Raw genomic sequence first — 22,531 nt, 5'->3', positions numbered from 1 at the left:
AAAATACCTATGATTTTTTTTATAAAAAAAGTTGTAAAAAAACAAAAAAAAAGATTGATTTTTTTCCAAAACAGGACTACATTGCAACCAACTAGAGTTGAGGTAGATTAAACATTTGTTGTAAGTGTCACCTACTTATAAAGGCTCTCATTTTAAAGAAGGTAAAATGTTATGGAATATAGCATAAATACTCTTCAAGGCAATTCTCGCCAAGATCAAAAAGAACAGAAATCAGGACAAATTGAATACGATTCTGACTACCCCGTGGTATCCTTCCAAAAAAATCTTGAAAGTGATAGGACAAAATTATTTAGGGCTAAATTTTACCCTACAATAACGACTTCTCAGTGGAATGATTGGAAATGGCAAATCGCTAACCGTATCTCAACCTACAAAGAAATTTCTAAATTCTTAACACTGAGTGATGAAGAGAAAAAAGCAATGGATATTGATAGTACTCACTGTCCTTTCGCAATTACTCCCTACTACTTAAGTTTAATTGATTTATCTGATCAATTTTCTGCTTTAAGAAAGACTATGATTCCAACAATTAATGAACTAATTGTAAGCAAAGGAGAGAGTGAAGATCCTTTATCTGAAGAAGAAACTTCTCCAGTAGAAGGAATAGTTCACAGATATCCTGATAGAGTTTTATTTTTAACAACAGGATTTTGTTCTTGCTACTGTAGATACTGCACTAGATCACATATGGTTGATGGTCACACTCAAGAATTAAAACAACATTGGGAAAGTGGTTTTAACTATATTAGAGAACATAAAGAAGTCCGTGATGTAATAATCTCGGGTGGAGATCCTTTAACGTTGAGCGATAATGAAATAGACTATTTGCTTGATAATATTTTCAAAATTGAACATGTAGAAATGGTTAGAATTGGAACTAAAGTTCCTATGGTTCTCCCTCAAAGAATTACCGACAATTTATTAAATATATTTAGAAAATATAAACCTTTGTATTTAAGCATACACTGTACTCATCCAGATGAGATAACTGTAGAATCTAGCAGAGCTATAAATGATATTGCTGATGCAGGTGTTGTTATGGGTTCTCAAACTGTTTTATTAAAAGGTGTAAATGATGATCCTATAGTAATGGGTTCTCTTATGCATGAATTGTTAAAAGTTAGAATAAGACCTTATTATTTATTCCAATGTGATCCTATAATTGGATCTAAACATTTTAGGACTTCCGTTGCTAAAGGCCAAGAAATTATTCATAGTTTAAGAGGTTTTACTAGTGGCTATGCTGTTCCTCAATATGTAATTGACGCTCCCAAAGGTGGTGGTAAAATTCCAATTCTTCCTAACTATTTTAAATCAAAGGATAAAAATAGTATTCATCTTTATAATTTTAGAGGTAAAGAATATAGCTATCCTGACACAAAGGCTTCACAATATGAATAAAACTATAGGACTAACATACGATTTAAAAGATGACTATTTAAAACAGGGCTTTTCTGCTGAAGTCGTTGCTGAATTAGATAGTTTAGAAACAATAATTGCCATTGAAAAGGCACTTAAAAAATATGGATACAACACAATTAGAATTGGAAATATTTATGATTTAGTAAATTTTCTAAGTGATGGCAAAACGGTAGATTTAGTTTTTAATATATGTGAAGGACTCTTTGGCCCCTCAAGAGAATCTCAAGTCCCTGCCCTTCTAGAAGCTTATGGAATTGACTATGTATTTTCCTCATCTTTAACCCTATCTATTTGTCTAAATAAATCAATTGCTAAAACAATTATAGCATCGAACAATATACCAACAGCTCCCTTCGCTGTTGTAAATGAAATAGACGATTTAAATAATTTAGAGATAGAGTATCCTCTATTTGTCAAACCTCTTTTTGGAGGGACCGGGATTGGTATTAGTGATAAATCAATTGTAAAAAACCAAAAACAACTTGAAAAAGAAGTTAAAAGACAAATTACTATTTTTAACCAACCAATACTTGTAGAAAAATATTTAGAAGGTAGAGAATTTACAGTTGGAATATTAGGAGAAGGAAAAAGAGCAAGAGCAATAGCAACTATGGAAATTGAAATTGATAAATCAAGTGATAATGGAATCTATTCATATAAGAGTAAAAGCGATTATCTATCTTGTGTAAGATATTCTTTACAAGAAGGTAAGGTAAAAGAAAAATGTGAAGAGGTTGCTCTCAACGCTTGGAAGGCTCTAGGCTGTAGAGATGGAGGGAGGATGGATTTGAAAATGGATTCTAAGGGTAAGGTTCATTTTCTTGAAGTTAATCCCTTAGCAGGCTTAAATCCTAATGATTCAGACCTTCCTATAATGTGTAGATTGAGTGGAATTAGTTTTCAACAATTAATTGATTCGATAATGGATGAAGCTACATTTAGACTTGAGGCAATAAATTAAGAGAATTTATGAAAATATTAATCTTTATTGATGAAATATCTTGTTCACCTACTAAAGATGAACAAGATACTCTTATCGAAGCATTAGAAATAAAAGAGGCCCTAAACAAGATGGGTCATAGTACTATAATCGAAAATTTTACACTTGATTTAGAAAAAAATTTAAAGTTACTAGATAAGATTAAACCTGATTTAATATTTAACCTTGTAGAAACCTTAGCAGGAAGTGATACTCTTCATTTACCCCCCCTACTATTTTCTAAAGCTTCAATAAGGTATACAGGAGCTAATGCTTTTTCTCTTTTCATGACGGGAGATAAAGTGGGTGAAAAACATTTTTTCACATCACTTAATATTCCCACACCTAGATACTATTCATCTAATATAGAAATAGTTGATCCTCTCTTAGTTAATAATGAAGTTATTATTAAACCTAAAGATGGTGAAGCTTCTCTTGGAATTGATGACAAATGTGTAACAACTTTTAAAGATGAAACACAACTTAAAACCTATGTAAAAAATCACCCCAACCTCTTTATTGAACAATATATAAAAGGAAGAGAATTCAGTGTATCTGTATTGAAAATAAATAAACAAATTGTTTCAATGCCTATAGCAGAGATGGAATTTATTAACTTTCCTGAAGATAAACCAAAAATTTTAAACTATAAATCTAAATGGGATGAAGCTTCATTTGAATATAAAAATACTCAAAGAACTTTTAAAATAGACAATTCAGATATTTATTTAGTAGAACAATTAAAACAACTTAGTATTAAATGCTATAAGCATCTTGGTTCAAAAGGATATATGAGAGTTGATTTTCGAGTAGATGAAAATAACAGTCCTTATGTTTTAGAAGTAAATATGAACCCATGCATAACTCACGATAGCGGATTTGTAGCTAGTGCAAAAGAATATGGACTTTCACAGGGCCAATTAATAAAGTATATAATAACAGAGGCAATTGATGACTAATATTACTTTTAGAAAAACTCCAAAATTAAGTGATGAACTAAATATTCAAAGAATTCTAGAAGAATCTAAATTTTTTACAAAAGCAGAAGTTAATATAGCTATATCCTTGATTCGAGATAAAATTCATAGAAAAGAAAAAAGCTCATATCAATTCATTTTCCTAGAAAAAGAATTTAAACTATTAGGTTACAGTTGCTTTGGATATATCGAAGCAACTAATAACTGTTATGATTTGTATTGGATAGCAGTAGATACATCCTTAAAAAGAAATGGTTATGGTTCCTTAATATTAAAAGAAACAGAAAAGACAATATCAAAACAAAATGGCCATCATATATATATTGAAACTTCCTCAAGTGACCTTTATGAACCCACTCGTAAATTCTACGAAAATAATGGGTATATAAAAGAAGCTGAACTAAGGAATTTCTATAAAGAAAACGATCACAAATTAATTTATTCTAAAATAATATAAATTTTCATTAAATAAAAAATGACACACTCATTCTAAGCAATTATTGTTTTGAATAAGTGTGTTTTTCATCTAAAACTAAACTTTTTTAAAAATCAAAAACCATTTTCTCCAATTAAACAGATAATTCAAAATTTAATATTAATAATAAATTAATTTCTACCTTATACAATCCTAACATTTTAAAAGTAGATTTAAATAAATATTTTTTAGGAGAATTTAAAAATGAAAAAATTTATTTTAGCTATTTTAATGTTAGCGATAACTGTTTCAACTATTTTTGCAAGTGGTTCTACAGAAGTAAAAACTGTAGAAACTGAACAGGCTCCAATTGAAGTTTCTTTTTGGCACATTTTTGGAGATGCAAGAGGACAGTGGATTGAGGATCGTGTTCAAGAATTTAATAATATGCAAGACAAATACCACGTAACACAAGAAAACAAAGGAAGCTACCGTGATACACTTCAAGCTTCCCTTTTAGCATATAGACAAGGATCTGCCCCAACTTTAGTCCATATTGCGGAAGCTGGTTCACAAGTTGCTTATGATTCAGGTATTTTTATGCCAATAAGTGATATTGGAGAATTTGATACATCTGATTATATTGAACCCGTATTAAATTACTATACAATCAATGGAAAAGTTAACTCAATTCCATTTAATAGCTCATCTCCTGTTTTATATATTAATACAGATATGTTAGTACAAGCAGGTTACGATAGAGATTGGACTCCAAAAACTTTTTCAGACGTAATTGAATCATTAGAAAGAGCTCAAGCTGCTGGTGTTACTGATGCTAAATATACAGACGGAATCCATGCTTGGTTCTTTGAGGAACTAGTTGCTGAACAAGGTGGATATATGTACAACAACGGTAACGGTCGTGATGGTAGAGCAACAGAAGCTTTATTAGGTGGAGAAGCTGGCTTAAGAGTTGCTCAATTCTATAAAGATTTATCAGATAAAGGACTATTAGCATGGACTGGTAAAGTTGAAGATTGGGGTGGTTCAGATAATATCTTTACAAACGAAAAAGCTATGTATCACATGACTTCAACAGGAGATATTAATGTTATTAGTGAAGGTGCTAAGGGTAAATTTGACTTAAATGTAGGAATGCTTCCAATTGCCGACGGTACAACAAGGAATGGTACAGTAATTGGTGGTGGTTCAATTTGGTTAACAAAGGGTCACACACAAGAGGAAATGGAAGGAGCTAGAGACTTTATTCTATACATGACAAATACTGAGAACATGGTATCTTGGCACAAACTATCGGGATATTACCCAGTTAGAAAATCATCAGTTGATCAATTAGATAAAGAAGGTTGGTTCAAAACTAATTCTTTACAAACTGTTGCCTTTAATCAACTACTTGATACTGTTGCCAATAAAGCAACTGCTGGAGCTTTAGGTGGTACAGTATATGACCATAGAACATATATTGAAGAAGCTCTTGTTAAAATTATTAATGGTGAAAATGTTGAAAAAGCAATGAATGAAGCTATAGTTTTAACTAATGCAAAAATAAAAGAATACAACGCAAATTTCTAAATAAACTATTAACTAATTATCAGGTGAATTAATTTTAATTTGCCTGATAGTTTTTTAAATAAGGAATCATAATGAATCAAAATAAAAATGCTATTTTCAAAGGAAAGGTTATCCCATATCTTTATCTATTTCCAACCTTTTTAGTTCTTATTATATTTATATACTACCCCGCAATTAAAACTTTTATATTAGCTTTTTATAGAAGTAATTTTATTTTGGGGACAAGAAAATTTATTGGACTTGAAAACTTTAAAAACTTATTCATTGGAGCACTCTCTCCAGGGTTTATTCAAACTTGTATTCAAACAGTGGCCTTTTCTATCCTAGTTGTCTCATTAGGGTTGGGAATTTCAATGTTTCTAGCCATCTTAACTAGTGAAAAAATCAAAGGAGTTAAATATTATAGATTATTATTAATTTGGCCTTTTGCACTTTCTCCTGCAGTAGCGGGAACAGTTTTTTCATTTATATTTAATCCTGAAGTTGGTGTAATAAACATTTTTTTAGAGTCAATATTTAATATAAAACCAGGTTGGTTAACAAATCCTTATCTTGCTTTTTTTGTAGCAGTATTTGCAGCTGTGTGGAAAAACCTAGGATACAATATAGTATTTTATATAGCTGCTTTACAAAATATCTCAAAAGATCCCCTTGAAGCAGCAGAAATAGATGGAGCCTCAAGATTTTCAAAATTTGTTCATATTTTATTTCCTCTCTTAAGTCCAACATCTTTCTTTCTTTTATTTACAAATATTACATATAGCCTTTTTGATTCTTTTGCAATTATTGATGTAATTACTAGAGGCGGACCTATGGGGCAACCACCGTTGATGGATAATGTTGGAATAACAACAACTCTAATGTATAAAATATTTTTAGATGGATTTGGTGGTTCTTCTAATATGGGTTTTGCAGCTGCGGAAACCTTTGTTTTAATGATAATTGTAATGATAATTACAATTTTTCAATTCTCACTATTAGGAAAGAGGGTTAATTATGATGTTTAAAAAAGATAAAATTTCAAAAAATAAAGATCCACTTTGGATACATATAGTTCTAATAATTTCAGTTTTTATTGTCTGCTTTCCATTAGTTTTTACAATTATAAAGAGTACACAATCTTTAGTCCAAGTTACGAGCCCATCGCTTTTAATTGGAACATCATTTTTTTCAAATTTAAAACATGTTTGGATAGATTATCATATGCACACATATATGTTAAATTCACTCTTTTATGCTTTTGTTATAACTAGTGGAAAAATTGTATTATCACTATTTGCAGCTAATGCTTTAGTATTCTATCACTTTAGATTCAAAAAAATTATATTCACATTTATAATAATTACATTAATGTTTCCAATTGAAATATTAATATTAGGATTATTCGAAGTTGTAAGTAATGCCCCTGCTTCTTCAATGAAAGAATTTTTAATTTGGATGTTAAATCCAATGGAGTTGCTTTTTGCTCCAACAAAATATGGTTTTGGTATGGGAGATACAAAGATTGCTATAATCTTACCCTTTCTAGCCTCAGCAACTGGAGTTTTTTTATTTAGACAACAATTTCTATCAATACCAATTAGCATTTGTGATGCTGCTAAAATGGATGGTGTTAATTCTTTTCAATTTTTAACTAGAATTCTTATCCCAATGAGTATCCACACAATTGGGGCTCTAACTCTAATTCAATTTGTCTATATTTGGGATCAATACATCTGGCCAAGAATTATAATACAGCATGATAGTGCCCAAGTAATACAAGTTGGATTAAATGCAATCCAAAGTGCTGGTGATTCTATACAATGGAATCTAGTAATGACAGGGGCAATAATTACAATAATTCCACCTTTAATAATATTTGCTCTCTTATATAATTCATTTATGAGTGGATATGCCCTATCATCAAATAAATAAATTATAATAAAATTTCAAAAATTTAACCTATCTTTAGTAATTAATTATTAAAGATAGGCTTTTTTATGTTTAAATTGTGTTTTCTTTATTTTTATATTCGAAAGCAATATACATTTATATAAATATAGTTTAAACAATTCTGAAATAGTTATTTTAGTATTCATCATTCAATCAATAATTCTATACTTTCAAAATACATAAAAAAATTATTAATAAAATTATAAACTGCATCATTTTTTTTTCACTTGTTTATTTTTAGTTAAAAAATACAGAAATTTTGACCTTTATTGCAAACATTAAAATTATATTTTCAAATTATTAAAAAACAATTAAAAAAAACGTTGACAATTTAATAAAATAATATATGATATATGATATATCATTTTACAAAGGAGTAAAAGATGAAAAAGTTATCTTTACTATTAATTCTAATACCATTACTACTAGCTAGTTGTTCTGGTAATAGCGGAGATTCAGAGAGTACATCTAAGACTAATGCAGTTGTAAATATTGCAACAGCTAGTGTTGGTGGTGCATATTATGCAATTGGACAAGAGATTTCAAACTTAGTTAGTTCTCATTCAGATGGCGTTAGCCTTTCACCCGAGGTTACAGCCGGTTCAGTAGAAAACCCACGTTTAGTTGATGCAGGTGATGCAGACTTTGGTATTACCAATTCAAACTTAGCTAATGCAGCTGTTAATGGAGCAGATCCATATACAAAAGAACTTAATATTAAAGCTGTTGGTAATTTACACCCAAGTATCTTCCATATAATCACCTTAGAATCATCTTCAATTAATTCTTTAGCTGATTTAAAAGGTAAAAAAGTTGCAGTAGGTCCTGCAGGTGGTGGATCTCTTCCAATTCTAGAATTGTTATTAGATCAAGTAGGCCTTACAAAAGATGATATAGTACCTAGCTATTTATCATATACAGATGGATTTACACAATTAGCTGACGGTAATGTTGATGTTGCTATTGCTCTATCAGGTTATCCTGCTTCATCTGTAATGGAAATCACAGCTACTAAAGATATTAAATTTGTAAATCTTACACAAGACTTAATGTCTTCTATTTCTAAGCAATATCCTTACTACACAGGTTTTGATATCCCAGCTGATACATACAAATTATCAAGCGACGCTTATGCACTTGGTATTAACAACTTATTAATCGTAAACGGAGATATCAGTGAAGATGTTGTATATGAAGTAACAAAAGCAATTTATGGCAACCTTGAGGAATTTGCTCAGAACAACGCTACAGCAAAACAAATTGATGCTGCAACTAGTTCTGAAACAATTATTCCTTTACACGAAGGTGCACAAAAATATTTCAGCGAAATTAATTAATAAGGAATTTAATAATGAACCGAATTTCAGATACAAAAGACTTTAATAAGATGATTGTTAAAATAGTTGCAATCGCTGTTAGTTTATTTCACTTATTAAATGTCTCAGGAATCATAACTTTATCAACAATGCCAATTAGAATAATTCACTTATTGGCTATGCTAGTTATTGCATTCTTAACAAAAAGCACTAAAAAGGAAAAATTCAAAACTATAGATTTAGGTATTAGACTCTTTTTCCTAGCACTTTCAGTTTACTGTGGAGCACATCTACTATTTAGATGGGAAGCAATAGCTAACAGTGGAGGTGTAACTTCAAGTGTTGATGTTTTGATAGGTGCAATATTCATGATTGTTATACTTGAAGCAACTAGAAGATCTGTAGGAAATGTTCTAGCAATTATTTGTACAGTATTTTTAGTTTATCCATTTATTGGTCAGTATTTGGGTGGCATTTTAATGACAAGAAATTACTCACTTAGCAGAGTAATTAATATGTTATACACAACTAGTGCTGGAGTTTATGGAATTCCAATAAGTGTTTCTGCTAACTATATTATATTATTCTGTATATATGGAGCCTTTTTATCTGAATTTGGTTGTGGAGAATTCTTATTTAGACTCTCATCTACATTAACCAAAAGATTTTGTGCAGCTTCAGCAAAAACCTCAATTATATTCAGTGCTTTACTAGGAATGCTATCTGGATCAGCTGCAGGTAACGTTGCTGTTACAGGATCTTTAACAATTCCTATGATGGTTAAAGATGATTATACACCTGAACAAGCTGGTGCTATCTCAGCAGTATCTTCAACAGGTGGACAAATGATGCCTCCTATCATGGGTGCTGCAGCATTCATAATGGCATCAATCATTGGTATCCCTTATGCAAGTATAATGAAAGCTGCTATCTTACCATCAATATTATATTTCCTTTCAATCTTTGTAATCGTTCACTTGATTGCTAAAAAGAAGAACATTCAAGCTAAAGGTGAAGCAAATAAAGATACAGCATTATCAGTTATGAAAGAAGATTGGCCACTAGCACTTCCTATTATTATTCTAATTATAATGATGGTTGGTGGATACTCCCCTTTTAAAGCAGCATATATCTCAATTATATCCTTACTTGTAGTTTATGTTCCTAACCAAATCTTCAGAAAGAAAGATTTTGATGCAAAGAAATTTATCAAAAGTGTTGGAAACGCTTTAGAAAAAGGAGCAAAAGATACTGTTTCCATTGCAGTTGCTTGTGGAGCTGCTGGAATTATTTCTGGTATCTTATCTCTTACAGGATTAAGTTCAAAACTAGCTCTTATGATTGTTACTATTTCTCATGGACATTTGATCATTGCACTAATTTTAACAATGTTCATTTCTTTAATCCTAGGTATGGGACTCCCCACTACAGCAGCTTATTTAGTTCTAGCTACTGTTATTGCTCCAGCCTTAGTTAAAATGGGAGCACCTGTATTAACTGCACATTTATTTGTTTTCTATTTTGGTTGTATTTCAACTATAACACCTCCTGTAGCACTCGCCTCTTATGTAGCGGCAGGAATAGCTAAAGCTGATCTTAATAAAGTTGGATTTACTGCTTTCAGATATGGAATTGTTAGTTTTATTCTACCTTATATGTTTATGTATGGTCCAAGTTTACTAATGGAAGGTGCTGCTTTAGATATTATTGTAACAGTACTGTTCTCAATAATTGGCGTTGTTGCTATTGCTATGGCAATTGTTGGTTATATAAAAACAGATACAACCCTTGTTGAAAAAATACTATTGATTGCTTGTGGAATCTTAATGATTTTCCAAGGAACACTTACCGATGCTATCGGAATTATTATATTTGTTGGACTAATTTTCGTATCAACAAAAAAAGCTAAATTGAGGAGAATTTAATGTCAGATCAAAAATGGAATACTGAAAAATGGTGGGTAAGCCCATTTAACTACAGTGAAGAAGTAACTAAAAAATTTAACCTACCTAAAACAGTTGCAATTCATGATGCAACTCTTAGAGATGGAGAACAAACTCCCGGTATTGTATTAACAAAAGAAAATAAAATTGAAATTGCTAAATTATTAGATTCAGTTGGAATTGATAGAATAGAAGCTGGTATGCCAGCTGTATCTGAAGAAGATACAATTGCTATTAAAGAAATTGTAAAACTCGGTTTAAATGCAAAAATTTTCACTTTTGCTCGTGCAAAAAAAGAAGATATCGATTTGGCAGTTGAATGTGGAGTTGATGGTGTTATTATTGAAATCCCAATGGGTAGACCTAAACTAAAATATCAATTTGCAAAATGGAGTGATGACGATATAATTGAAATTAGTGTTGATGTTATCAAATATGCGAAATCAAAAGGTTTAGAAGTTGTTTATTTTGGTTATGATACAACTAGAGCAGATGAAGACTTCATGTTTAGACTATATGATAAAGTCATTAATGAAGGAAAACCAGATTCAATTGGTATCGTAGATACTATGGGTTGTATTCTCCCTTCAGCTATGTTCACCCTAGTTAAGAAATTAAAAGATACTTTCGATGTAAAAATTGAAGTACATACTCACAATGATTACGGAATGGGTGTTGCAACTTCCCTTGCTGCTATTGAAGCTGGAGCAGAGGTTATCCACGTTTGTGTAAACGGACTTGGAGAGAGAACAGGAAACGCTGCTGTAGAACCTATTATTGTAGCTTTAAAGACTCTCTATGGTTTTGAACTTCCTTATAACATTGACAGACTAAAAGAAGTTTCAGATAGAGTTGAAGAAATTACAAGATTTAAAAAAGCAGTTAACCAACCATTTGTTGGAAAAAATGTTTATGTAAGAGAATCAGGTATTGGTATTGATTTAGTTATGAATACTCCCCTTGCCATGTTCGCAGTAGATCCATCAATAACAGGTAACGTTGCAGGTGTTGTTCTAGGTAAAAAAAGTGGTGCTAAATCTATCGATGTAGAATTAGAACGTTTGAATATGAAAAACGAATATACACTAGAGCAAAAGAAAGAGATTTTACATGAAATAAAAAGCTTTGCAATCAAAAATCGTAAGATTTTAGATGATGAAGAATTTAAAGCAATTATTTCTGATTATGAAAACAAATTGGAGAATAAGTAAAATGAAAAAAATTTATGATTTGAGTCTTTCCTTACAAGAAGGTGCTACAGAACCAAATCCACCTAAAATTCAAAGATCCCTCCATGAAGCAGGAATTTATAGACTTGGTAAAATTGCAGGTGTAGAACCTGAAGCTTTCCCAAACGGCCAAGCTTTAGCTGCAGATGTTGTAACAGCTGGAGAGCACAATGGTACTCATGTTGATGCACCTTTTCACTACGGAAGCATGAGTGAAGGTAAACCTGCCATGTCCATTGATGAAGTCCCACTAGAATGGTGTATTGGCGATGGTGTTGTTTTAGATATGAAACACAAAAAACCAGGTGAAGAAATAACCATTGAAGATATGGAAAAAGAACTAACTAGAATTGATTATACTCTAAAAGAAAATGATATTGTTTTAATTAAAACAGGTTGTGATAAATATTGGGGAACTGACACTCAAACTTACATGAAAATGCAATCTGGATTAGGTCTTGCAGGTTTAAAATGGTTATTAAACCAAGGAATTAGAACAATAGGAATTGACGCTTGGACTCTTGATAGACCTGTATATGCCATGGTCGAAGATTATAGAAAAACAGGAGACAAGAAAGCATTATGGCCAGTTCACTTCTACGGCAGAGAACATTCATATCTACAAATTGAAAAACTTGCAAATTTAGATCAACTTCCAAAGCCATATGGTTTTACTATTTCAGCCTTACCTATCAAAATAGATAGAGGAACAGCAGGATGGTGCAGAGCTGTAGCAATTTACAACGATTAATGAGGAGTTAAAAATATGAATAGTTCTCTTGAAATTAATGAAATTAAAAAACAATTTCTAAAAGATGAGCTTCATAGAAATCTTAATAGAAAATCTAATCTTGGTAAATTATCAGCAAGAGAAAGGCTTTCTTTATTATTTGACAATGGAGAATATACAGAAGTATTAAGCTTTACTAATGGAACTACAGATCAGGGAGAAAAAATCCCTGGAGATGGTGTAATTACTGCATATGGCTATGTCAATAAAAAGAAAGTCTATGCTTACTCCCAGGACGCTACCTTAAAAGGTGGCTCCTTGGGAGCTGTTCAAGCTAAGAAAATAACAACAGTACAAAAATGGGCTTTAAAAGAACAAACTCCCATTATTGCTTTAATAGAATCAGGTGGAGCTAGAATCCAAGAAGGCATTAGTGCGTTAAATGGTTATGGCGAAATCTTCAAATTAAACAGCATTTCTAGTGGGAAAATTTTACAAATTGCAATCATCTTCGGCTCTTGTGCTGGAGGTGCTGTCTACTCCCCTGCCTTGATGGACTTTATCATCATGGTAAAAGATAAAAGTTTCATGTTTATAACAGGTAAAGATGTTGTACAAAAAGTTATGGGAGAAAAAGTTAGCTCAGAAGAATTAGGTGGATCTACAACTCACAGTACAAAAAGCGGTGTTGTTCACTTGGTAAGTGAAAGTGAAAAAGCTGCTCTAGAAGATACAAAAAATTTACTCACAATTTTCCAGTACAAGAAAGTTGAAGAAAAACCAAATAAAAAAAGTTATTTTAAAGCAAATAAAAGTATTAAATCAATTATCCCAGAAAATCCTAAACAAAGTTATAATATTAAAGAAATTATTAACAATATTTTTGATAAAGATAGCTTTATTGAAATCAAAGAAAACTATGCTAAAAACTGTGTAGTAGGCTTTGCGAGATTAAAAGGTTTAAGTGTAGCAATTGTAGCAAACCAACCTTCCGTTTTAGCCGGTTGTTTAGATATTAATTCATCACTTAAAATTTCAGAATTTATTAAAACTAGCAACGCGAATAATATTCCAATTATAACATTTGTTGATACACCAGGTTATTTACCAGGTAAAAATCAAGAACAAAATGGAATCATTAACTTTGGCTCTAAAGTATTATATCAATACAGTGTAGCAACTGTTCCTTTGGTTTCTATAGTAGTTAGAAAAGCCTATGGTGGAGCATATATTGCAATGTGTTCTAAATCTTTAGGGGCAGATAGAAGTTATGCTTGGGCAAACTCTGAAATAGCTGTTCTTGGAGCAGAATCTGCTATCATGATTATTCATAGAAAAGACCTAAAAACAGTAGCTAATCCAAAAGCTTTTATAGAAGAAAAAACTCAAGAATATAAAAAAAATGTAATGAATGCATTTTGTGCTGCCGAAAAAGGTTATATTGATGATATAATAGATCCTGAAGAAACACGGGACAGAATTTTTAATGATCTAATATATATTATAAAAGAAGACATATAGTATTAAATATTAATTATAGCTATTTACTTTTCTTATCCTAAAAGGTTAAAAAGTTATAAGTTTCTTTACAATACTAGAATTAGATTATAGAATTTAAACTCGTTGTAAATTTGAGAAATAGTTACTATAATAGCAAACTAAAGAGAGAGGGGATAATGTTAAGTAAATTCCAAACAAAAGCAGATGTTGTTCATGATGAAATATTGAATAAGATTTCAAATAAGGAATATAAATCTGGAGAAAAGATAGTTTTAAGACAATTAGCTAAAGAATTAAATGTTAGTGAAATACCCGTTAGAGATGCATTAAATCGCTTAGAAGGTGAAGGCTATTTAACACATACAGCCAATAAAAGTTTTTTAGTATGCCCTCTAGATATAAATGATTTAACAAATTTCTTCCAAGTTAAAGGTGTTCTTGAAGGTTTTGCTGCTAAATTAAGTATTGATTATTTAAATGAAGCAGATATTGAACACTTAGAAGAAATAAATAATGAAATGAGAATTGCTTTTAAAGAAATTAGTAGCAATAATTATTCAAAGTTGAATACTAAATTTCATATGTATATGTACCACAATATACCAAATATCGAGCTAGTAAACTTGATCAAACAACTGAGTAAAAGATGGTCCATAACAAAAAGTGTTTTTGATGTTGCTCCTGTTAGGATTGAGCAATCTATCGTAGACCATGAAAAAATTATCGACTTAGTAAGAAAAAAAGATCGAGATGGTATTGAATTTTGTGTAAGAGAACATAAGTTTGCTGCAGGACGTGCCATGATTGATCAAATTAAACTAGAAAGAGCTAGTGCTCAAGATTAATTAAATTTTTCTAATATATTTAACACAAGCTGAAATAGCTTGTGTTTTTCTATCCCTTTTTATAATAAGGTAAAAGTAAATAAAAACAAATGTTAATAGAATTTGAGCAATAAACTTTTAGCTTTATTTTTAATATGTTATTCTCATAGACAAGAGGTGAAATTATGAAAAAACTAATTACAACTGAACAATTAAATAACTTAAGAAAAAAGTATAATTCTTGTGATAAAAATTTAGTTGCACAAAATGCCGTAGTAAACAACGGAATTATTAAAAGTGCTAAAACCCTAAAAAGCAGTATTACAAATACTCATCAATATTCAATAGAAATCAATACAGGGGAAATAACTAACCAAAAGCAATCAGGCAGATGTTGGATGTTTGCAGCTCTAAACGTCATGAGGCTCGAGATAATGGAAAAATTAAATCTTGAGACATTTGAATTATCTCAAGCCTACCTTTTTTTCTACGACAAATTAGAAAAATCTAATCACTTTTTGGAAAATATACTTGAAACAATAAATCTTCCACTAGATTCAAGAGAAGTCGCTTTCTTATTAACAGATCCTTTAGGCGATGGTGGACAATGGGATATGTTCTCCTCACTCATAGATAAATATGGGGTTGTACCTAAAACATCTATGCCAGAAAGTTTCTCTTCATCCCAATCTAGATTTATGGATAATGTTTTAACAAAAAAACTTAGAGAATTTGCAGCTTTAATTAGAGAGAAATCCAAAGAGACTCAAGATATTGAAACTTTAAGAAATTTAAAAGAAGAAATGCTTGAAACTATCTATAGAATACTTTGTATCTGTCTTGGGGAACCACCTAAAACAGTAACTCTCGAAGTTAGAGATAAAGATAAAAAATTCATTAGGATTGAGAATATAACACCACAAGAATTTTACAAAAAATATGTATCAATGGATATGAGTGACTACTTTAGCTTAATCAATGCTCCAACTAGCGATAAGCCTTATTACAATACTTATACAGTAAAATACCTTGGAAATGTTCGAGGTGGCAATCCTGTTAAATATTTAAATTTACCTATTGAAGAATTAAAAGAAGCCGCTATAAAACAAATGAAAGATGGTAAAGCAGTATGGTTTGGTTCTGATGTTGGACAATCTAGTGATAAAGAAACAGGAATTATGGCTTTAGATATTCTAGACTTAGACAATTTATTTGACACAACCTTCCCTATGACTAAGGCTCAAAGATTAGATTACGGTGAAAGTCTAATGACTCACGCTATGGTTCTCTCTGGTGTTAATCTCGATGAAAATGATAAGCCAAATAGATGGCGAGTTGAAAATAGTTGGGGAGATGCTCATGGAAATAAAGGTTATTTTGTAATGAGCGATGAATGGTTTAATGAGTATACTTATCAAGTAGTTGTTAATAAAAAATATTTAACTAAAAAACAATTAGAAATGTTTGATAAAGAACCTATCGTTCTAAAACCTTGGGATCCAATGGGCTCTCTTGCTCTATAAAATAAGTTAATTGATTATATCCGGATTGTATTTATTTTTGGAATACAATCCGTAATTTAATGCGTTTATTTAAGAAAAAACAGTCAATTTTGTCATTTTTATTATCTTATTATTAATAAAAAAAATATATAATAATGACAATTTGTAAAATAAAATATCCCTTATTTTACAACAGACAATTTGCTATAATTTGTGACTGTAATATAAAATATATTAGCTACAGCTATATAAATTTATACAAATTTATTTTATAATTATCATAATGAAAGTGTTGGCAAAAATTCATCTATTTGTTATATTAGGCAAGCAATAATGAAAGAAAAAACAAACATCAAGCTAATTTAGTATAAAATTAGTTTTTTTGATGTTTTTTCTTGCCTTTGTTTTAAAATTTATTAACTTTAGGGTAGTTCAAACATTTTTGTTTGTGTATAATCTCATAGGTTATAATACTTTAGTAACTAACAAGTCGAAAGACTTGTACCGGATATTTTATTTAGGTCAAAGCGACCAAAAAGGAAGAAGATAGCATGATCGCTGATAAACAAATCAAGGAAAAAGAAAATTCCTCAGTCGAGTTGTCCATCACATTGACAGCACAATCTCTTGAAGATGCTTACACTGCTTTATTAAAAAAGTATGCTAAAGACATCACAATTAAAGGTTTTAGGAAAGGAAAAGCTCCTTTAAACTTAATTGAAAGAAAATATGGTGAAATGATTCGCGAAGAATCTACATTCAATGAACTTGAAGAAGGCTTAAAGGTCGCTTTAGAAGAAGTAGAAGATAAATACAAACCTCTAGCTTTTAGTACTCCTACTTTAATTAATGAAGAAAGTTTAACTCCTTTCAAACCTAATACTGATTTAACTTATACAGTTGAATATGATGTAATGCCTCAATTCGAAACACCTGAATATAAAGGATTAAAACTTGAAGCTCCAACTGTTGAAATAACAGATGAAGATGTAGATAAAGAAATTGAAAAATTACGTCAACAAAACGCTTTCGTTGTAAGCAAAGAAGATGCTGCTGCTGAAGGTGACATTGTCACTGTAGATTTTGCTGAATTAGACGATGATGGTAATGAGACAGGTGCTTTTAACAAGAAAGATGCTGTAATTACAATTGGTAAAACTCAAAACTATTTTGAGCTAGACAACGAATTCATTGGTATGAAGAGTGGTGAGAGCAAAACTATAACAAAAGAATTTGCAAAAGACTTTGAAAACGAAGCTTATGCAGGAAAAACAATTTCTATCAAAATTGATATGAAAGAAGTTAAATTCAATGATGTTCCTGAGTTAGATGATGAATTTGCTCAAGACGTTAATGAAGAATATAAAACAGTTGATGACTTGAAAAAAGCTACAAAAACTAAGCTTGAAGAAAGAGCTCAACAACAACTTAAAGATTTAAAATATCAAGCAGTTGTTGATGCATTAATTGAAAAATGTCCAATTGTTCCACCAAAATCAATGATTGATGCACAAGCTGATCAACAAATGAACAACATTGCTAGATCAAACAACATGGACATGGAAACTTTTGCAAAGATTTTTGAAATGCAAGGTCAAACTTTAGACCAATTAAAAGAAACTTGGACTCCTTCAATTATCAAAGATATCAACATGGGATTAATCAAAGAAAAGATTAAAGATGCTGAAAACTTTGAAGTAACAGATGAAGAAGTTACAGAAGCTTTAGGTGATACTTCAGCTTATAAACCAGACCAAATTGATTATTTGAAAGAAATGATTACTGATGAATTAAAGCTTCAAAAAGTTAATGATTTCTTAATTGAAAATAACACTTTCAAAGAAAGTAAAAAATTAAGCTATGATGAATTAATGAATGGCCCTGTTGCTGAATAATTCAATATATTTGCTTTACAAATCAAGGCGGGACTATGTACAGTTCCGCCTTTTCAACAATAAATAGGAGTAATTTATGGACAAACCACGAATGCAATCTATGATTCCAATGGTAGTTGAACAATCCGGTGTTGGTGAGCGTTCTTACGACATCTTCAGCAGATTACTCAAAGATAGAATCATCTTCCTAGACGGTGAAATTAATGATTCTACTGCTGATTTAGTAGTTGCTCAATTAATTTTCTTAGAAAGTGAAAACCCAAATAAAGATATTAGTATCTATATAAATAGCCCAGGTGGTAGTGTTACCGCAGGATTAGCTATTTATGATACAATGAATTATATTAAACCTGATGTGCAGACTATTTGTATGGGACAAGCTGCTAGCATGGCTGCTCTTTTATTAGCAGCTGGAACAAAAGGAAAAAGATCTATTCTTCCTTCTGCTCGTGTAATGATTCACCAACCTTGGGGTGGTGTTGAAGGCCAAGCTACAGACATTGCTATCCACACAAAAGAGTTAATACGAATCAAAAAACTTTCAATCGATATTTTAGTTGATTGTACAAACAAAGATAGAGAAACTATTGCTTCAGATGTCGAAAGAGATTTCTTTTTAAATGCTGATGAAGCTCTAGCTTATGGACTTATCGACAATGTTATGAGGAGATAATAATGGCAAGAGGTAGTAAATCTTGTTCCTTTTGTGGAAAGAAAGCTTCTGACTGCAAAAAATTAATTAATGGACCTGGTGTATCCATTTGTGATGAATGTATTGCAACTTGCAATGCAATTCTCAAAGAAGAACCAATTTTTGAAGAAAGTGAAAAAGTACTTCCTGATGTAATACCAACTCCAAAAGAGCTAAAAGAATATTTAGACGAATATGTTATTGGCCAAGACGAAGCAAAAAAAGTTTTGTCTGTAGCAGTATATAATCACTACAAAAGAGTAAAATACCAAAGCAAAATCAAAAAAGATGGTGTTGAAATTGATAAATCAAACATCTTAATGATTGGACCTACTGGAACAGGTAAAACTTTATTAGCAAGGACTTTAGCAAGAAAACTAGAGGTTCCATTTGCAATCGCTGATGCTACAACATTAACTGAAGCTGGTTATGTTGGTGAAGATGTTGAAAACATCTTATTAAAATTAATTCAAAATGCAGATAATAATATAGCAGCAGCTGAACATGGAATTATATTTGTTGATGAAATAGATAAAATTGCCAAAAAAGGCGAAAATGTATCAATTACTAGGGATGTAAGTGGCGAAGGTGTCCAACAAGCTCTTTTAAAAATTATTGAAGGAACTGTAGCTTCTGTTCCACCACAAGGTGGTAGAAAACACCCTAACCAAGAAATGTTAAAAATAGATACAAGTAATATATTATTTATCTGTGGTGGTGCATTTGTTGGATTAGATAAAGTTATTGAAAAAAGAGTAGCATCTCAACCTATGGGATTTGGTGCAACAATTCTATCTCAAGAAGAAAAAGATCTTTCAAAATTATATAAACAAATTCTTCCTGATGACTTAGTAAAATTTGGATTAATTCCAGAATTTATTGGTCGTCTACCAATTCATGTAGCACTAAATAATTTGAGCGAAGATGACTTAGTTAGAATAGTAAGTGAGCCTAAAAACTCCATCATCAAACAATATGTGACATCATTTAAATTAGAAGATGTTAACCTTGAGTTCGAAGATGAAGCAATTAAAGCAATTGCTGCTAAAGCTGTTGAACAGAAGACTGGAGCAAGAGGACTTAGATCAATTGTTGAAAATATTATGATTTCAATAATGTTCGATATTCCTTCATATAAGAATGCTACAAAAGTTATTTTAACAAAAGAATGCGTTACTGATGGAGCAAAGCCTAAAGTATTTTCTTCTGATGGCTCCTTAATCGAGTTTACCGAGACTAGGGAGATTACTGCTTAATGAACAAATATACATTCCCTCAATATTCTCAAGAGGTTATTGATTTAATTAAATCAAATAAAAATGCCATCGTAATTGGACATAAGAAACCTGATGGAGATTGTTTTTCAAGTCAATTAGCTCTTAAATATTTACTTGAGCAAATTGGATATGATTCGGTTATCCTAGCTAATGATGGCCCTTTTGAGAGAGCGGAATCTAAAGAAGTAGAACATCTTTTTGCAAGAGAAATCACCGATGAAATGCTCTCTTTAAAACCATTAATCTTTTTAGTTGATTGTGGCGAATGGAGTAGAATTGGTTCTCTTGCACAAAAGATTCAAGATTTAACAACAGTAGTAATTGACCACCATAAGACCTCCCTCTCAGTAGGTTGGAAATATAGTTATATTTTTACAGAATCAATATCCACTACCCTTCTGATTCAAAAACTTTTTGATCAATTAAACATTGAAATAACAAAAGAAATAGCCCAACATTTATTCTTTGGGTTTGCAACAGACAGTGGTTTCTTTAAATTCATCTCTCAAAAAAATGGTAATGCCATTAAAATGGCTGGTGAATTAGTGGATAAAGGAGCTGATCCAAGATTAACATTTGCTATGATGAGCGGTGGTAAATCTTTTGAATACATTAAAAATCTTGCTAAATTAATAGAAAGAACAACTTTTTTATGCAACAATCAAGTTGCGACTTCAATATTTTATCTAAGCGATGGAAAAGAATGTCCTAGTGATTCTTATTATGGACAGCTCTTAAGTGTTGAACATACTAAGGCTATTATTTTATTTAAAGAAATAGAAAATAATAAAGTCGAATTAGGATTAAGAGCTAACTATAATTGTGATTTCGACATGAGCGAATTCGCAAGCTATTTCGGTGGTGGCGGTCACGTAAAAGCCTCTGGAGCAACTATAATAGGTTCCCTTGCTGAAGTAATAGATAAGGTAACTGATAGGCTTAACTCCGTGTTTACTTGCTCAAATTAGGATTTTTTTTCTTACTATTTAGGATTAAAATAAGTTATTACTATATAAGCACTACTAAATAATTATTAAGTAGTGCCTTTTTATAGTGTTTTCTTTTTAAAATAGCTAATTTACATAATTAAGTAATACAAAGTAAATTATAAAATAGTTTTTCCCAATTTAACCTGGCATAGTCTTTGCATAAGAGAGTGCGAGGAGGATGAAAGAATTTCTTTCAGTCAAATAAATATGAAAAATGATTATGATATACTTATTAAATCTAATTTATTAAATCAATTATATGAAAAGTCAAATAAAGAAGATTTTATCGGAAGTGATACAAAGAAATTGATTGAAAAATGCCAATTACTACTTTATTACTATCCATTAAAAAATGATTTAATAAAAGAACAATTTTTAGCAGATTTTTATCTTAGTTCTAGTTTAAAAATAAGAAATACAATTTATAATTTTGATAAAAAATGTTCGGATAATTTCAAAAAGTACTATCTCAACTTTATAAAAATTTCAATAAAATATTTTAAATTAAAACTAAAACATGATTATTTATACAATAATTTAAACCTAGAAGTTGTTGTCAATCATAGTGATGCTTTTGAAAAAGAAGTAATCTATGATGATTCATCTCAAAATTCGACGACCATTGCAACATTTAAATATAAGTTTGAAGAAAATGAACAACAATATTTAATTAATAATATTGATCAAAATACTTTGTTTAAAGATTCCCCATTTTCTGATTTATTTAATGATATTTTGCATAATAAAGAAGAAACAAAAGTTAATTATTCCTTTTCTCATCTAGATAGTTTAAAAAAAAGATTAAACAAAAAATCAACTAGACGGAGTATACTATTACTTTTATTGACAATGCCTGATGCAATTTTAGAAAACTACGTTGATGAAGTCGCGTATATTTTCAGTGTAAATAAACTAAAAATTATTTCTTTGTTTTCTGCTTGTAGAAATCTAATCAAAATAAAATATGAAAGATTAGAGAAATACTCTCAATTAAATAATAAACATTATAAAAATTACTTGATTAATCATTATAAACTTTCAACTGATTTATATGATTTAAATCAATTAAAAACCTCAATTTCCTGGGATAAAAAAGCTATGATTAAAAATGCTTCTAAGATAAGAAAAACATTAAACATGCATGTATCACAAAGAACTTTAGCTAAAGCTCTAGATATTAAGAAAGGAACAGTAGCATCTTCTATAAGTGCTGCAAAAAATATATTGTCTAAAGAATTGAAATTATCATAGAAACATTAAAGTCTCCTAAGTTTTGTATTTAAAAACTAGGAGACT

At 30.5% G+C, this 22,531-nt stretch carries 19 protein-coding genes; all 19 read left to right on the top strand.

The features are described from left to right. Positions 1 to 171 precede the first annotated feature (171 nt). Positions 172 to 1,422, top strand: coding sequence for a KamA family radical SAM protein (locus ACZ5SO_RS01580; RefSeq protein ID WP_464626318.1), 1,251 nt, complete (start codon positions 172 to 174; stop codon positions 1,420 to 1,422). Then, positions 1,415 to 2,404, top strand: a complete 990-nt coding sequence (locus ACZ5SO_RS01575; protein WP_464626317.1) for a D-alanine--D-alanine ligase family protein — start codon at positions 1,415 to 1,417, stop codon at positions 2,402 to 2,404. Before ACZ5SO_RS01580 ends, ACZ5SO_RS01575 begins: the two co-directional genes overlap by 8 nt. 8 nt (positions 2,405 to 2,412) lie before the next feature. Continuing rightward, entirely contained in the window at positions 2,413 to 3,381 is a 969-nt protein-coding gene (locus ACZ5SO_RS01570; RefSeq protein ID WP_464626315.1) for a D-alanine--D-alanine ligase family protein, read from the top strand. Continuing rightward, complete coding sequence (locus ACZ5SO_RS01565) at positions 3,374 to 3,856, top strand: GNAT family N-acetyltransferase (protein WP_464626313.1); 483 nt, start codon at positions 3,374 to 3,376, stop codon at positions 3,854 to 3,856. The genes ACZ5SO_RS01570 and ACZ5SO_RS01565 overlap by 8 nt, the downstream gene beginning before the upstream one ends. Positions 3,857 to 4,078: 222 nt before the next feature. Continuing rightward, the gene (locus tag ACZ5SO_RS01560) at positions 4,079 to 5,407 is read left to right on the top strand and encodes an ABC transporter substrate-binding protein (protein ID WP_464626312.1); all 1,329 of its coding nucleotides are present in this window, start codon (positions 4,079 to 4,081) and stop codon (positions 5,405 to 5,407) included. 71 nt (positions 5,408 to 5,478) lie between these two features. Further along, positions 5,479 to 6,414, top strand: coding sequence for a carbohydrate ABC transporter permease (locus ACZ5SO_RS01555; RefSeq protein ID WP_464626310.1), 936 nt, complete (start codon positions 5,479 to 5,481; stop codon positions 6,412 to 6,414). Next, positions 6,404 to 7,321, top strand: coding sequence for a carbohydrate ABC transporter permease (locus ACZ5SO_RS01550; RefSeq protein WP_464626309.1), 918 nt, complete (start codon positions 6,404 to 6,406; stop codon positions 7,319 to 7,321). Before ACZ5SO_RS01555 ends, ACZ5SO_RS01550 begins: the two co-directional genes overlap by 11 nt. Positions 7,322 to 7,722: 401 nt before the next feature. Continuing rightward, entirely contained in the window at positions 7,723 to 8,676 is a 954-nt protein-coding gene (locus ACZ5SO_RS01545) for a TAXI family TRAP transporter solute-binding subunit (RefSeq protein ID WP_464626307.1), read from the top strand. A 14-nt stretch (positions 8,677 to 8,690) separates the two neighbouring features. Further along, positions 8,691 to 10,580, top strand: coding sequence for a TRAP transporter permease (locus ACZ5SO_RS01540; protein ID WP_464626305.1), 1,890 nt, complete (start codon positions 8,691 to 8,693; stop codon positions 10,578 to 10,580). Beyond that, a complete protein-coding gene (locus ACZ5SO_RS01535) occupies positions 10,580 to 11,809 on the top strand; it encodes a LeuA family protein (protein ID WP_464626303.1) in 1,230 nt (409 codons plus the stop codon). Before ACZ5SO_RS01540 ends, ACZ5SO_RS01535 begins: the two co-directional genes overlap by 1 nt. Position 11,810: 1 nt before the next feature. Further along, positions 11,811 to 12,578, top strand: a complete 768-nt coding sequence (locus ACZ5SO_RS01530; RefSeq protein ID WP_464626302.1) for a cyclase family protein — start codon at positions 11,811 to 11,813, stop codon at positions 12,576 to 12,578. A gap of 15 nt (positions 12,579 to 12,593) precedes the next feature. Then, entirely contained in the window at positions 12,594 to 14,078 is a 1,485-nt protein-coding gene (locus ACZ5SO_RS01525; RefSeq protein ID WP_464626301.1) for an acyl-CoA carboxylase subunit beta, read from the top strand. A gap of 155 nt (positions 14,079 to 14,233) precedes the next feature. Beyond that, positions 14,234 to 14,902, top strand: coding sequence for a GntR family transcriptional regulator (locus ACZ5SO_RS01520; RefSeq protein WP_464626300.1), 669 nt, complete (start codon positions 14,234 to 14,236; stop codon positions 14,900 to 14,902). A 164-nt stretch (positions 14,903 to 15,066) separates the two neighbouring features. Then, a complete protein-coding gene (locus ACZ5SO_RS01515; protein ID WP_464626298.1) occupies positions 15,067 to 16,404 on the top strand; it encodes a C1 family peptidase in 1,338 nt (445 codons plus the stop codon). Between the two features lie 530 nt (positions 16,405 to 16,934). Beyond that, entirely contained in the window at positions 16,935 to 18,278 is a 1,344-nt protein-coding gene (gene tig / locus ACZ5SO_RS01510) for a trigger factor (RefSeq protein WP_464626297.1), read from the top strand. 76 nt (positions 18,279 to 18,354) lie between these two features. After that, positions 18,355 to 18,951, top strand: coding sequence for an ATP-dependent Clp endopeptidase proteolytic subunit ClpP (clpP, locus tag ACZ5SO_RS01505; RefSeq protein WP_464626295.1), 597 nt, complete (start codon positions 18,355 to 18,357; stop codon positions 18,949 to 18,951). Between the two features lie 2 nt (positions 18,952 to 18,953). Continuing rightward, on the top strand, positions 18,954 to 20,225 hold the full coding sequence (clpX, locus tag ACZ5SO_RS01500) for an ATP-dependent Clp protease ATP-binding subunit ClpX (protein ID WP_464626294.1): 1,272 nt from the start codon (positions 18,954 to 18,956) through the stop codon (positions 20,223 to 20,225). Beyond that, positions 20,225 to 21,214, top strand: a complete 990-nt coding sequence (locus ACZ5SO_RS01495; protein WP_464626293.1) for a DHH family phosphoesterase — start codon at positions 20,225 to 20,227, stop codon at positions 21,212 to 21,214. Before clpX ends, ACZ5SO_RS01495 begins: the two co-directional genes overlap by 1 nt. Positions 21,215 to 21,442: 228 nt before the next feature. Then, positions 21,443 to 22,486 (top strand): hypothetical protein, encoded by a 1,044-nt coding sequence (locus ACZ5SO_RS01490; protein WP_464626291.1) that lies wholly within the window; start codon positions 21,443 to 21,445, stop codon positions 22,484 to 22,486. Positions 22,487 to 22,531: the final 45 nt, after the last annotated feature.

It is taken from the genome of Pleomorphochaeta naphthae, assembly GCF_055396005.1.
This window is presented reverse-complemented; position numbering and strand designations above follow the sequence as displayed.